General features: G+C 68.8%; 13 protein-coding genes and 1 pseudogene. 10 read left to right on the top strand and 4 right to left on the bottom strand.

The window, feature by feature from the left end:
- Positions 1-50 precede the first annotated feature (50 nt).
- Both F1D05_RS26420 and F1D05_RS26415 read left to right on the top strand, forming a co-directional pair.
- A complete protein-coding gene (locus F1D05_RS26420) occupies positions 51-695 on the top strand; it encodes an ArsR/SmtB family transcription factor (RefSeq protein WP_185443182.1) in 645 nt (214 codons plus the stop codon).
- Positions 692-1,981 carry an MFS transporter gene (locus tag F1D05_RS26415; RefSeq protein WP_185443181.1) on the top strand — a complete coding sequence of 430 codons (1,290 nt, stop codon included), beginning with the start codon at positions 692-694 and terminating at the stop codon, positions 1,979-1,981. Before F1D05_RS26420 ends, F1D05_RS26415 begins: the two co-directional genes overlap by 4 nt.
- Position 1,982: 1 nt before the next feature.
- Here the strand turns inward: F1D05_RS26415 and F1D05_RS26410 are convergent, their stop codons facing one another.
- A complete protein-coding gene (locus F1D05_RS26410) occupies positions 1,983-3,308 on the bottom strand; it encodes a hemolysin family protein (RefSeq protein ID WP_185443180.1) in 1,326 nt (441 codons plus the stop codon).
- Between the two features lie 471 nt (positions 3,309-3,779).
- On the opposite strand from F1D05_RS26410, the gene galT reads away from it, so the two are divergent.
- The gene (galT, locus tag F1D05_RS26405; protein ID WP_246485982.1) at positions 3,780-4,484 is read left to right on the top strand and encodes a galactose-1-phosphate uridylyltransferase; all 705 of its coding nucleotides are present in this window, start codon (positions 3,780-3,782) and stop codon (positions 4,482-4,484) included.
- Positions 4,481-5,611: a galactokinase gene (galK, locus tag F1D05_RS26400; protein ID WP_185443179.1), complete on the top strand. Its 1,131-nt coding sequence runs from the start codon at positions 4,481-4,483 to the stop codon at positions 5,609-5,611. Before galT ends, galK begins: the two co-directional genes overlap by 4 nt.
- Positions 5,612-5,974: 363 nt before the next feature.
- Here galK and F1D05_RS26395 read toward each other — a convergent pair whose 3' ends face one another.
- On the bottom strand, positions 5,975-6,793 hold the full coding sequence (locus tag F1D05_RS26395) for a DeoR/GlpR family DNA-binding transcription regulator (protein ID WP_185443178.1): 819 nt from the start codon (positions 6,791-6,793) through the stop codon (positions 5,975-5,977).
- A gap of 124 nt (positions 6,794-6,917) precedes the next feature.
- Here F1D05_RS26395 and F1D05_RS26390 point away from each other — a divergent pair, with 124 nt between their 5' ends.
- The 6 genes from F1D05_RS26390 to F1D05_RS26365 all read left to right on the top strand — a co-directional run bounded on the left by F1D05_RS26390 (position 6,918) and on the right by F1D05_RS26365 (position 12,225).
- The gene (locus tag F1D05_RS26390) at positions 6,918-8,036 is read left to right on the top strand and encodes a GNAT family N-acetyltransferase (protein ID WP_185443177.1); all 1,119 of its coding nucleotides are present in this window, start codon (positions 6,918-6,920) and stop codon (positions 8,034-8,036) included.
- 170 nt (positions 8,037-8,206) lie between these two features.
- The gene (locus F1D05_RS26385) at positions 8,207-8,869 is read left to right on the top strand and encodes a GNAT family N-acetyltransferase (protein WP_185443176.1); all 663 of its coding nucleotides are present in this window, start codon (positions 8,207-8,209) and stop codon (positions 8,867-8,869) included.
- Positions 8,870-8,958: 89 nt separating this feature from the next.
- Entirely contained in the window at positions 8,959-9,825 is an 867-nt protein-coding gene (locus F1D05_RS42205) for a CAP domain-containing protein (protein ID WP_185443175.1), read from the top strand.
- A gap of 169 nt (positions 9,826-9,994) precedes the next feature.
- Positions 9,995-10,924 (top strand): CAP domain-containing protein, encoded by a 930-nt coding sequence (locus F1D05_RS26375; protein WP_185443174.1) that lies wholly within the window; start codon positions 9,995-9,997, stop codon positions 10,922-10,924.
- Positions 10,925-11,031: 107 nt separating this feature from the next.
- Entirely contained in the window at positions 11,032-11,826 is a 795-nt protein-coding gene (locus tag F1D05_RS26370; protein WP_246485981.1) for a hypothetical protein, read from the top strand.
- A 138-nt stretch (positions 11,827-11,964) separates the two neighbouring features.
- Entirely contained in the window at positions 11,965-12,225 is a 261-nt protein-coding gene (locus F1D05_RS26365) for a hypothetical protein (protein WP_185443172.1), read from the top strand.
- Here the strand turns inward: F1D05_RS26365 and F1D05_RS40880 are convergent.
- Positions 12,211-12,420, bottom strand: a complete 210-nt coding sequence (locus F1D05_RS40880) for a helix-turn-helix domain-containing protein (protein ID WP_246486905.1) — start codon at positions 12,418-12,420, stop codon at positions 12,211-12,213. The genes F1D05_RS26365 and F1D05_RS40880 overlap by 15 nt on opposite strands.
- Before the next feature lie 325 nt (positions 12,421-12,745).
- Positions 12,746-13,156: pseudogene (locus F1D05_RS40875) on the bottom strand (AraC family transcriptional regulator); the annotation flags it as partial.
- Between the last annotated feature and the right edge of the window lie 9 nt (positions 13,157-13,165).

The raw sequence follows: 13,165 nt of genomic DNA, 5'->3' as shown, positions 1-13,165 counted from the left end.
TTCCAAGCAAAGGCTTGACATCGAGTCGAGCGCTGCCGCATATTCCAAGCATGTCTTTGGAATCTGCGGAAGACCCCCGCCGCCGCAGGCTGCTCGACGACCCGTTGGCGATCCGCGCATTGGCGCACCCGGTCCGGCTGGACCTGCAGGCACTGCTCGGGCGCGAAGGGCCGCTAACCGCCGCGGACGCGGCCCGCCGGCTCGGGATCAGTCAGGCACTGGCTTCGCACCACCTGCGGCAGCTGGCGAAGTACGACTTCGTCGAACCGGCACCCGGGAAGGACAACCGCGAACGCCCCTGGCGACTGGTCTCCATCTCGCAGTCCTGGAGCGATGCGGAGCTGACCCCCGAGGGCATGGCCGCAGCCGACGTACTGGAGCAGTTGCTGGCGGAGCGAGCGCTCGGTCAGCTCGCGGAGTGGCAGCAGCGCCGGCCGGACGAGGACGAGATCTGGCGACGGAACGCCGGTATCGGCCACTCCGGCGTCTACCTCACCGGCGAGGAACTGGCGGCGCTCGAGCAGGAGGTCAGCGATGCGATCCAGCGGTACGTCGCCGCCCGGCCGATGGATGACAAGTCGACCCGGCCGCCGGGCAGCCGTCTCGTCGACATCACCCGGATCATCGTCGTCCTGCCTGACAACGAGTCCGCCGCGAAAGAGGACGAGTCCCCCGCGGGGAAGGACGAGCGATGAGGAACCTGTGGGAAGTGCTGGCTCGGCAGCGGGACTATCGGCTGGTACTCGGGGCCGGACTGGTGTCGCTGACCGGCGACTGGATCCTGCGGATCGGCTTGGCGTACTACGTCTACGACCTGACCGGATCGACCTTGGCCTCCGGCGGGCTCCTGCTCTCCTCTTTCCTGCCGCTGTTCCTGCTCGGCTCGCTGGCCGGTGTCTTCGTCGACCGGTGGGACCGGCGCCGCACGATGATCGTCACGAACCTGGTGCACGCGTTCGTGCTGCTGCCGTTGCTGCTGGTGCACGACGGCAGCACGATCTGGGTCGTCTACCTGGTCGTACTCACACAAAGTTGCCTACAGCAATTTTTCCGGCCGGCCGAGCAGTCGCTGGTGCCACTCCTGGTCGAGTCGCGCCAGCTCGTCACCGCGAACGCGCTGAACAGCCAGTCCGGCGACATCGCCCGGTTGATCGGTGCGGCGATGGGTGGCGTCCTGGCCGCGTTCGGCGGGATTCCCCTGCTCGCGCTGGTGGACGCGGTCACCTACCTGGCCGCGATGGGGCTGCTGATCGGCGTACGGCATCGGGGCAACAAGATCGTGGTCGAGCAGACCACCGGCGCCATCCGGCGGCTCAAGACCGAATGGTTGGAGGGGCTGCGGATCTGCGTAGACGGTCCGGCGTTGCGGCTCGTCTTCGTCTTCGGACTCGTCACCGGTGTCGGCGAAGGGGCGATGAGCACCTTGTTCGCGCCGTTCGTGAGCACCGAGCTGGGCGGTAACGGCACGACGTACGGGTTGATCTCGTCGTCGCAGGCGGTCGGCGGGATCGTCGGCGGACTGATCGCGGCGGCCGTCGGATCGCGGTTCTCGGCGGCGAAGATGTGGGGCGTCGGGGCGGTGCTGTTCGGACTGATCGACCTGGTGATGTTCTGCTACCCGCTGGCCTGGCACAGCGTCACGCCCGCGTTCGTCTGCATGATCCTCGTCGGGGTGCCCGGCGCCTTCCTGATCGCCGGCATGATGACGGTGCTCCAGCGGCTGACCGACGACACCTCGCGCGGCCGGGTATTCGGTGCGCTGTTCGCCACGGAGGGGCTCGCGGTGCTCGTCGGCACGGTGGCGGCCGGCGTCCTCGGCGACCTTGTCGGAGTCATCCCCGTCCTCATCTTCCAGGGGCTCGGCTTCTTCCTCGGCGGCCTGGCCGTGCTGGCCCGCCGGCGCCTCCTGATCGACACGATGACCGAGAAAGTAGAACCCCTGGCCGCGGTCGCACAGCCAGGGGTCCCGGAAAGTACCTGAGTTACTCGGCTGGTGGCGTCGTCTCGTCGGTGTCGGTGTCGGTGTCGGTGTCGGCGACACGGTGAACCCGGACCCGGGCGACCCGGCGGCCGTCCATCTCGAGGACGGTGATCTTGTAGCCGTCGACCACGCCTTCCTCACCGACCGACGGGACCTTGCCCAGCTGGGCGGCCAGGAAGCCGGCGACCGTCTCGTACGGGCCGTCCGGCAACTCCACCCCGGTCTCGTCGGCGAAGTCGTCCAGGTTGAGCAGGCCGTCCACCTCGACGTCACCGCTGCGCAGCCGGGTCGTCTCGGTGGCGTCCTCGTCGTACTCGTCCTTGATATCGCCGATGAGCTCCTCGACCAGGTCCTCCATCGTGACGATGCCCGCGGTGCCGCCGTACTCGTCCAGCACGATCGCCAGATGCGTACTCCGGCGCCGCATCTCGGTCAGCGTCGGCAGCAGCTTCGCGGTGTCGGGCAGCATCAGTACGTCGCGCGCCAGGTCGCCGACCCGGACCGACCTGGTGGCGACCGCGGGATCGAAGAGGTCGCGGACGTGCACGAAGCCGACGATGTCGTCGGCGGACCCGTTCATGACCGGATAGCGCGAGTGCGGCCGTTCAGCCGCGAACTTCACCGCCTTGTACGCCGGCATCTCGGCGTCGACGAAGTCCACCTCGGTCCGCGGCAGCATCAGCTCGCGGAGTTGCCGGCCACCGGCCTCGAACACGTCGTCGACGATCCGGCGTTCCTCCTCGCCGAGCGACTCGTGGCCGGAGACGAGGTCGCGGAGCTCCTCGTCCGACATCACCTCGCGATTGGCGTTCGGGTCGCCACCGAGGGCGCGGACGACCAGGTCGGTCGACCTGGACAGCAGCCAGATCACCGGCCGGGCGATCGAAGCGATCCGGTCCACCAGCGGCGCCAGGCCGAGCGCGAACGTCTCCGCCCGCTGCAGCGCGAGCCGCTTGGCCGCCAGCTCGCCGAGGACGATCGAGACGTACGAGATCGCGACGGTGATCAGGATCAGGGCGACCGTGCCGGCCAAGGACTCGGGCAGGCCGAGCTCCTCCAGCTTCGGCGCGAGCCCGTCGGCCAGTGTCGCGCCACCGAAGGCGGCCGACAGGAAGCCCATCAGGGTGACGCCGATCTGCACGGCGGACAGGAACCGGTTCGGGTTGGCGGCCACCCGGGCCACCGTCTCGCCCCGTTTGCCGCGCTGGGCGATCGATTTGAGCTGGCTCTCGCGAAGAGAGACCAGGGCCATCTCGGCGGCGGCGAAGACGCCACCGATCAGCACGAAGATGAAGATCAGAACGATGTTGAGCAGGGTCTCGTTCATAGCTGGGAGTTCCTAGCGTCCTCTCCGGGATAACGGGAGAGGACGCGGGAGTAGGGCGACGTCCATCGATCAAGAGTAGCGGCGAGAGGTCCTTTGGTGCATGTTTGAATCTGTTGGTTTATGATCATTCCATGACGATTCGTGGCGCGCGGCGGACAGATACCAAGCTGTCCGACGGCCGGGACCTGATCTACTACGACCCGGCTGACGCGCCGCCCCGGGTGCCGCTGGAGGACAGCCGCGGCCTGCCGGCGCCGAAACCGCAGGTCGAGCTGCGCACCGATCCGCTGACCGGTGACGTGATCACCTACGCGACGCACCGCAACACCCGGACCTACCTGCCGCCGGCCGACCAGTGTCCGCTGTGCGCGAGCAAGCCCGGCAACCCGACCGAGATCCCGGACCACGACTACAACGTCGCCGTGTTCGAGAACCGCTTCCCGTCCTTCGCCGGACCGGGCCCGGGCCGAGGTGGTCTGCTTCACCAGCGACCACAACCAGCCGTTCACCAAGCTCTCGCAGGGCCAGGCCCGGCTGGTCGTCGACACCTGGGCGGACCGGACCGCCGAGCTGAGCGCCCGGCCGGACGTCGAGCACGTGTTCCCGTTCGAGAACCGTGGCCGCGAGATCGGCGTGACCCTGAGCCACCCGCACGGCCAGATCTACGCCTACCCGTTCCTGCCGCCGCGGATGCGGACCCTGATCGACCGGGCCCGCGAGTACCAGGCAGTTGCCGGTAGCAACCTCTTCGCCGACATCCTGGCCGCTGAACGGAAAGAGGGCACCCGGGTCGTCGCCGAGAACGACAACTGGACCGCCTTCGTCCCCGAGGCCGCCCGCTGGCCGGTCGAGGTGCACCTCTACCCGCACCGCAAGGTGGCCGACATCGCCGAGCTGTCCGGCCCCGAGCGCGACGATTTCGCCCAGCTCTACCTCGACGTACTGGGCCGGCTGGACGGCCTGTACGGCGATCCGCTGCCCTACATCGCCGCGTGGCACCAGGCGCCGGTCCGGATCGACCGCGAACTCGGCTACCTGCACCTGGAGGTGTTGTCGATCCGGCGGACCGCGGACAAGATCAAGTACCTTGCGGGTTCGGAGTCCGGGATGGGCGCGTTCATCAGCGACACCCGGCCCGAGGACGTCGCCGAGACACTGCGGAAGGTTGGTTCGTGAGCACGTTCGAGGAGCTCTTCTCCACCGCCCCTGACGGCTCCTGGCGCGCGCCCGGCCGGGTCAACCTGATCGGCGAGCACACCGACTACAACGACGGCCTGGTGATGCCGATCGCCCTCCCCAACCAGATCGTGGTGACCGCGTCCGCGCGCACCGACGGCCGGTTCGCGGTGGCGACGAAGGGCCAGCCCGGCAGCACCGAATTCGCACTGGACGAGCTCGAACCCCACTCGGTGCAGGACTGGGCGGCGTACCCGGCGGGCGCGGCCTGGGTACTGCGTGAGGCCGGCTACGCGATCGGCGGCGCCAACCTGCTGGTCGAATCCGACCTGCCGTCGGGCGCCGGGCTGTCTTCCTCGGCTGCTCTGCTGTGCGCGACATCCGTTGCGCTGCTGGGATTGCAGGGCATCACGGTCGACCCGGCCGAGGTCGCCCGGCTCGCCCAGAAGGCGGAGAACCAGTACGTCGGGGCGCCGGTCGGCCTGATGGACCAGATGGCCTCGATGTGCTGCACAGCCGGGCACGCCCTGTACTTCGACATCCGCGCGATGTCGACCGACCAGATCCCCTTCGACCCCGCGGCCGACGGACTCGCCTTACTGGTGGTCGATGTGAAGGCACCGCACCGGCACGTCGACGGCGAGTACGCCGCCCGGCGGAAGAGTTGCGAGCAGGCCGCGGCCGAACTCGGCGTACCGGCGCTGCGGTCGGTGGACTTCGATCAGCTGGACGACGCGCTGGCGCGGTTGACGGACGACGTCGTCCGCCGCCGGGTGCGGCACGTGGTGACGGAGATCCGCCGGGTCGAGGAGGCCGTCGAGCTGATGCACGCCGGGCGGCTGCGCGACGTGGGCCCGCTGTTCACGGCGTCGCACGTGTCGCTGCGCGACGACTTCGAGATCACCGTGCCCGAGCTCGACGTCGCCGTCGACACCGCCCTCGCGGCAGGCGCCCTTGGCGCGCGGATGACCGGCGGCGGTTTCGGCGGCTGCATCATCGCCCTGGTCGAGGCCGACGCCGCGGAGTCCACCCTCGCCGCCATCGAGAAGGCCTTCGCCGAGCACGGATTCAGTGCACCCAGCTCACTGGCCGCTACCCCTTCGCCGGGAGCGTCCCGACTCTCCTGACCCGCGGGCCGGCGCCCCGGTGAACTGGGGGCGCCGAGGTCTGGGCAGATACAGACCTCCGGCGTACTTTCGGAATCAAGGGGAAGTACGTAACAAGGGGGAAGAGGTTGGGGGGCATGGCCAGGCCCTTGCCTGCTGGGCAGTTGACGGTCGGAACCCGGTGGCGGTACTCCAAGGGAGGACTGCACGCCGCCCGGGAGCGTCGGCGCCGACTGCACCATCGGTCCCAAGCAGGCCCGGAAGCTGTTCACGGCGAAGTACGTCGTCCGCGACCACGCCTAGTGGCCTGTGGTCACGACCTCCTGAACCAGCCGATCTGACGGCGGTCGGTTCAGGAGGCGGGGCCTTCAGGAGGCCGGGTGGTCAAGAGGCGATGATCAGTTCGCAGTTGGTGTCGCGCATGGCCTTGCGGGCCGCGGTCGAGAGGCCGGAGTCGGTGACGACCAGGTCGAGGTCGCCCCAGCCGGCGAAGGTGCTCAGGCCGACCGTGCCCCACTTGGTGTGGTCCGCGACCACGACGACCTCGCGGCTGGCGGCGATGAAGGACCGGTTCGTCTCGGCCTCCATCAGGTTCGGCGTACTCAGGCCGTGCTCGGCGTCCACGCCGTGCGCGCCGAGGAAGAGCAGGTCGAGGTGCAGCGATTGCAGTGCGGCGGTCGCGATCGGGCCGACCAGCGCGTCCGACGGCGTCCGGATGCCGCCGATCAGGACGACGGTCCGGTCCGACCGGCCGTTGCCGTGGAAGACGTCGGCGATCCGGGCCGAGTTCGTCACGACGGTGAGGTTCTCGACGCGGAGCAGTTGCCGGGCCAGCGCGTACGTCGTCGTACCGGCGCCGATGCCGATCGCGCTGTCGGGCTGGACCCGGCGCGCGGCCTCGGCGGCGATCGCGTGTTTGGCGCCCGACTCCTGGGTGAGCTTGGCGTCGAACCCGGGCTCGTGCGCGCTGCGCAGGCCGACCGAGGTGGCGCCGCCGTGCACCTTGTGCAGCAGGCCGCTGGAGTCGAGCGCGTCCAGGTCGCGGCGGATCGTCATGTCCGAGACGCCGAACCGCTCGACCAGCTCGGCCACCGTGATCGCGCCCCGGCTGTTGACCTCGGCAACGATCGTGGCCTGCCGCTGGGCAGCGAGCTGACCGCCCCGGCCACGGGACGGTTCGGCATTCACTCCGGCTGCACTCACAGCGACAGCCTAAGCGCTGTGGTCACCCTTTGCAGTGCGAAAACGTTGATTTCTGTGCCGTGCACCCCAGTTGCGTGGTGGAAATGAGATTGCCGCGGGGGTTGGGGGCTTGGGAGGGTGACGTATGCGATTCCCTGAAGACGTTCCGGTGCTGACTGATGACGTGGTCAAGCTGCGGGCTCACAGCAGCGACGACATCGAGCCGGCGTACGAAGTCTGCCAGGACCCGGAGATGCAGCACTGGACCACCATCCCGGTGCCGTACGAGCGGGAGAACGCGGTCCACTACCTGACCGAGTTCGTCCCCGGCGGCTGGCGGGACGGCAGTTCGTGGGCCTGGGCGATCGAGTACGACGGCCGGTACGCCGGCACGATCGACCTGCGACCTGGTGACGGGGGTGTCGGCGAGGTCGGGTTCGCCGTGGCGCCGTGGGCTCGGGGGCACGGGGTGATGACCCGGGCGCTGAACCTCGCGGTCGGCTACGTGTTCGAACAGCAGGGCTGGAGCCGGGTGATCTGGCGTGCCCACGTCGGCAACTGGGGATCCCGCCGGGTCGCCTGGAAGGCGGGTTTCCGCGGCTTGGTGAAGGTGCCGGACGGTGGTGTCGCGCGCGGCGTACGGAAGGACGAGTGGATCGCCACCCGGAGCCGGGAGGACTCAACCGAGCCGCAGGGGAACTGGTGGCAGGTGCCGACGCTGGAAGGCGGCGGGCTGCGGTTGCGGGCGCTCCGGAGTACGGACGCCAAGCGGATCATGGAAGCCTGCAACGACGAGCGGACCCAGCACTGGCTGGTCGGCATGCCGTCGCCGTACCAGTTGGAGGACGCCGAGGGCTTCGTCGACAGCCGAACGGAGCTGCTGGCGAGCGGCGAAGGGGTCACCTGGGGGATCGCGGACCTGGTGACAGACGAACTGCTCGGCAACGTCAGCGTGTTCGATCTGAAGAACCGGATCGACGCGAGCAGCGGCGAGGTCGGTTACTGGCTGCACCCGGACGCGCGCGGTCGCGCGGTGATGTCGGCTGCCGTCGGCCTCGCGGCGAAGCACGCCTTCAAGCCGATCGACGAGGGCGGCCTGGGCCGGCGGCGGCTGATGCTTTTCGCTGCCGAAGGCAACACCGCCTCCGCACAGGTGGCCGTCGCCAACGGTTTCACTCTCACCGGTACGGCCCGCGAGGCCAGCCCGCGGCGCGACGGCAGCTACGACAACCTGCTCTGTTTCGACCTGCTCGCGACCGACTGAGCGGCCGGACCTGACGCTGAACCGGACCTCGCGAAGAGTACGGCGATGAGCACGGAAAGTGAGGAGAGGGCAACGATCTGTGGCGCGATTCGTCGCGGTATGCGACTAATTGGTGTCAGACGACACTTCTTCCCCTCGCCGTGGCGCGCTCTGGCTGGTTGAATCGACTAGTGAGAGATCGTGAGGAACTCGTCCGCCGCTGGCAGGCCGGGTGGTCTGTATCGCGGGGCTGGACCAAGGTCGACGACGACAACGACGGGATCCTGACCGTTCGCGCGGGTGAGGACAACCGGGCGATGGAGTACGTCGTACTGGACGCGGACGACAAACCCGAGCGGGTGGAGCGGGCAGCAGAGCTGGCGCTGAATACCGGCGGTGGCCGGGGCGCCGGCTGGATCACGCTGGCCACCGACGACCGTGAGGCGCGGGTCGAACAGCTCGAGGACCTCGGGCTCGAGGTGCAACGCGAGCAGGACTGGCTGATGACCATTCAGCTGTCCGAGCAGCCCGCGCTGACCTTGAACGACCGCTACGCGCTGCACACCGAACTCGAGTCCGACCTGATCGTCACCCGGGCCACGCTGCACGGTGGCGTGGTGTCGAGCGGCCGGATGGCCGTGGTCGGCGAGGACGCGGTCGCGGACCGGATCGAGACCGATCCGGCACACCGAAGACACGGACTGGGCAGCGCGGTGATGGCCTCCCTGGTCGAGACCGCGGCAGCCCAGGGCGCCAAACGCGGCATCCTGATCGCCTCCATCGACGGCCTGCGCCTCTACCGCAGCCTCGGCTGGAAGGTCGTAGCCGACATAGTCATCGCCCGCTCCGCGTAGTCAGGCGTACGTCAAAGGTTCGTCAATGCGGGGATCGGGTAACGGCTTACCCCTCGTGGTCGGGGGTGGGATCCGCTACGGTCCGTCGCGTGACGGACGCACCCAACGGCCAGAATCCCTTTCTCCATGGAAATAACGGGCCCCAAGGCCCTGACGACTTCGATGGTGGTGAGTCGAGAAGTCATCGGCGGCGTAAGCGCGGCGTGGCCGGACCGATCGTCGGAGCTCTGGCGGTGTTGAGCTTGGTCGCCGGCGGAGCTTGGTACGTGACTCGCGACACCAAGGACTCGGTCGCCACCGGGCAGCACGAACCGCTGACCTCGGTGACCGATGAGGTGACGAGTCCCCCGGTCGACGACGCGTCTCCGACACCGACCCCGACGCCGGGCAAGACACCGTCGAAGACGCCCAGTAAGACCCCCAGCGCGACACCGACACCGACGCGTTCGACGACAGCGCCGAGCCGGAACGCCACCCGGACCCCCAGGCCGACACCGACACCGACACCGACCAGCCACACCACGACGCCGACCAAGCCGACGACGAAGCCACCGGCGCCGAGTGGTTCCAAGGAGGCCCAGGTCCTGCAGCTCACGAACAACGAGCGGGCGAAGGCCGGTTGCGGACCGCTGCGGACGAACAGCGCGCTCACCAAGGCTGCCGATCTGCACGCGACCGACATGGTCGTGCACCACTTCTTCGACCACAACAGCCAGGACGGCCGCAGCCCGTTCGACCGGATGAAGACGGCCGGCTTCAAGGGCGGCTCGATGGCCGAGAACATCGCCGTCGGCTACAGCTCCGCGGCGGCCGTGCTGGACGGCTGGATGCACAGCGAGGGACACCGTCGCAACATCCTGAACTGCTCGTACACGATGATCGGGATCGGCTACGACAGCGGCCAGGTCAAGCCCGAGTGGGGCAACGGAAGCTGGGTCCAGGACTTCGGCGGCTGAGGCCTTGCCGACCGCAACCTTCGATGAAGGTTAAGACCGTTCACAGAGCTGTAACGGTGACCTCGCGGATCAGTTAGAGTCACTGTTCGGCAACCAGGGGGGCCTGGCAACGAACGCGCGGGGAACGACGGACTTTCCGGTACGACAAAACAAGAGGACCCGCCCACCCATGACGGAATCGCCAGCCCCTGGGCGACACCGCGGCAGACGAGCTGCGCCGAAGAAACGAAGAGGCCTGATCGGCCCGATCGTCAGTGCGCTGTCGGTGTTGCTGGCCATCGGACCGGTCGTCTGGCTGGTCACCTCGCACGACGGCTCGGCCGTTGCCGACGACGCCAAGGTCCTGAACATCTCCCAGGACGACTCCGGCCCGGCCGCGGTCGACGACACCAGCACCGCCGACGGCAAGAAGCCCGGCAAGCAGGTCACCGTCACCGCCAAATTGCCGAACGGTGTCACCACGACGATCACTCCGACCGGTACGCCGCAGCTCGGGTCGGCCGAGTCCACCGCGAGCAACACGCCGTCGGGACCGTCGACCGCCTCGACACCGGGTGATGTCACCACGGTGACCGTTACGCCGAAGGCGCCGCGGACCATCGACGGCGGCAAGCCGACCCCCAAGCCGACCAGGACTCCGACGAAGACGGTCACCACGACTCCGGACGACCCGCCGCCCCCGCCCTCGGGTGGTGGCGGCACCAGCTCCCAGGAGCGCGAGGTGCTCGATCTGACCAACGCGGCCCGGCGGGACGAGGGCTGCGGACCGCTGGCGCTGGACGACAGCCTGGTCGAGGCAGCCGGCAGCCACGCGTCGGACATGGTCCGCAGGCACTACATGGACCACACGAACCCTGACGGCCAGGACCCGGGCGACCGGATGGCCGCGGCCGGCTGGCACGGCTCGAGCTGGGGCGAGAACATCGCCGCCGGCTACAGCACCGCCCAGAAGGTGTTCAACGCCTGGATGAACAGCGACGGGCACCGGGCGAACATCCTGAACTGCAAGTTCAACAAGATCGGCATCGGGTACGACCCAGGCCAGGTCAAGTCCGATTGGGGCCCAGGCAGCTGGGTCCAGGACTTCGGCCGCAACTGACCTCTTCGCCTCGGGGGCGGCGACCGTGAAGGGACTAGCAAGCAATGTCAGAACCCGGCGCCACACGAGCCCGGCGCGGCCGCAGAGCCGCTGAATCGCCCTCGCGGGTGAAGCGGACGATGGTCGCGATCGGCACGGTCATGTTGGTGATCACCCCGATCTCCTGGATCCTGCTGCACGAACCGCAGTCGGACCAGGCGGACGCCTCGATCCCTTACATCACCAGGGACGACGACACCTACATCACCGCGTCCAACGAGCCGGTCGTCGCGACCACCGGCCCACGGTCGACGACCAAGCCGACTCCGGGCGCGACGCCGACGAAGCCGACCCGTACGCCGTCCGCCACGCCCACCCCGGGCGACGACCCGACGCGGACGCCCTCGGTCCACCCGACGACCGTGCCGACGGACGGCCCCGGCGACGAGACGTCCACCCCGACCGACGAGCCGACCCGGTCCGGTGAGTCCCACGGACCGAAGCCGACCGCTGTCCCCAGCAAGCCCCCGGCGACGCCCCCGTCGACGCAGCCGCCGGCCGACGACGGCAGCATGAACGGCGACGAGCAGCAGTTGTTCTCGCTGATCGACGACGCCCGGGTCCAGAACGGCTGCGCGCCGCTGCGACGCGACAGCAACCTGACCGGCGGAGCCCGAACTGAGGCGGGCGGCCGGGCCAAGAGCAACGACATGTCGTCGACCGGTGCGTCCAAGGCGTCCACTGGTAGCGAGGACATGTCCGCCCAGGCTGCCTTCGACCGACTGAAGAACGAGAGTTCGGGCACGCTGATGAACTGCGGGCTGCATGAACTCGGCGCCGGCCGAGGCACGACGACCTACAGGACCTGCGTGCTGATCTGCAGCAACCACACCAGAGTCGCTTGGGTAGCTGACTTCCAGTAGCGACAGAACTACGCAGAACAGCGGCTCGGCGACATCCGGCCGCTGTTCTGGTGTTTGGTGGGACGATGGAGCAAGTTGCTTGAGACGGCCGCCGGTTGGGGGTTAGCTTGAGCCTCCATCCACCTTGCGGGAGGCCGGATGTACGGCGAGCGCGACGATCTCGATTCGGCCCGGCCTGCGCTCTACGGCATTCCGCCGGATGCCCTGGCGGACGAGCGTCCCGACCGTCGCCCGGAGGATGCCCGCCGGATCGGTCTCAGTCGCCATACCGAGGAAGGCGCGGTCGTCCACTTCGCCTCGTCGCTGGACGGCGCCAAACCCGGCCACAAGATGATGGCCTGGATCCTCCTCATCACCTTCGCGGCCCCGGCGCTCTACACCCTTCTACTCCTGCTCTGACCGACGGCCACCCGGAGTACGCAGTACAGGTCCGAACTCCTGGCGGTGGCGTTGCGGCGTGGTGCCGAGGACCAGGTGGAAGTGGTGCCGGAGCGCGGCGCCGGTCCCGAATCCGCTCTGGGTTGCGACTCGCTCGACCGGGTGATCGGTGGTCTCCAGCAGCAGCCGGGCCCGATCCAGCCGCTGCCGGAGCAACCAGGCCCTGCCCGCTGATCCCCGTCCTGGCCCGGAACTGTCGCGTGAACGTACGCCGGGACAGGGCGACCGCCGCCGCCCATTCGTCCAGGGAAACGGGGTGGTCGAGGCGGGACCGGGCCCACACCATCGCGCGCTCGATCACGTCGTCGGTGGGATCGGGCGGCACCGGGACAGGGATGTACTGCGCCTGCGATCCACTCCGATGCGGCGCCACGACGATCGACCTGGCCAGCCGTTCCGCTAGCTCGACACCGTGGTGGGTGCGGACCAGATGCAAGCAGCAGTCGAGCGAGGCCGCAGTACCGGCTGAGGTCACCAGGTCGCCGAGGTCCGACCAGAGCACATCGGCACGGACGTCGACCTTCGGGTACTGCGCGGCCAGGCGCTCCGCCCAGCGCCAGTGCGTCACCACCTCCCGCCCGTCCGCGATCCCGCTCGCCGCGACGAGGAATGCGCCGATGCACAGCCCGACCACGGTCGCGCCTCGCGCATGCGCGGCCCGGATCGCCTCGATCAGCAGGCCGGACGGCTCGGCCTCCGGGTCCCAGCTCGGCAGGATCACCACGTCCGCCTGCTCCATCACCGCGAGATCGTGCTCGACGTGCAGGCCGAAACCCGCATTGGTGCCGAGGCGCCCAGGCTTCTCGGCACACACCTGTACGTCGTACTGCCGCTCGCCGCCTAGCCTGTCGCCGAGCACCAGGCAGGGCACGGAGAGGTGGAACGGGCTCATCCCGTCGTA

The organism is Kribbella qitaiheensis, from assembly GCF_014217565.1.
In the GTDB taxonomy this organism is placed as follows: Bacteria; Actinomycetota; Actinomycetes; order Propionibacteriales; family Kribbellaceae; genus Kribbella; species Kribbella qitaiheensis_A.
Note: the sequence above shows the minus strand (reverse complement) of the source record. Positions and strands in the feature narration are given on the sequence as shown.

Coding starts and splice junctions, on each gene's coding strand:
- F1D05_RS26420 (WP_185443182.1), top strand. CDS start 51: ATGTCTTTGGAATCTGCGGAAGACCCCCGCCGCCGCAGGCTGCTCGAC.
- F1D05_RS26415 (WP_185443181.1), top strand. CDS start 692: ATGAGGAACCTGTGGGAAGTGCTGGCTCGGCAGCGGGACTATCGGCTG.
- F1D05_RS26410 (WP_185443180.1), bottom strand. CDS start 3,308: ATGAACGAGACCCTGCTCAACATCGTTCTGATCTTCATCTTCGTGCTG.
- F1D05_RS26390 (WP_185443177.1), top strand. CDS start 6,918: ATGCGATTCCCTGAAGACGTTCCGGTGCTGACTGATGACGTGGTCAAG.
- F1D05_RS26375 (WP_185443174.1), top strand. CDS start 9,995: ATGACGGAATCGCCAGCCCCTGGGCGACACCGCGGCAGACGAGCTGCG.
- F1D05_RS26365 (WP_185443172.1), top strand. CDS start 11,965: ATGTACGGCGAGCGCGACGATCTCGATTCGGCCCGGCCTGCGCTCTAC.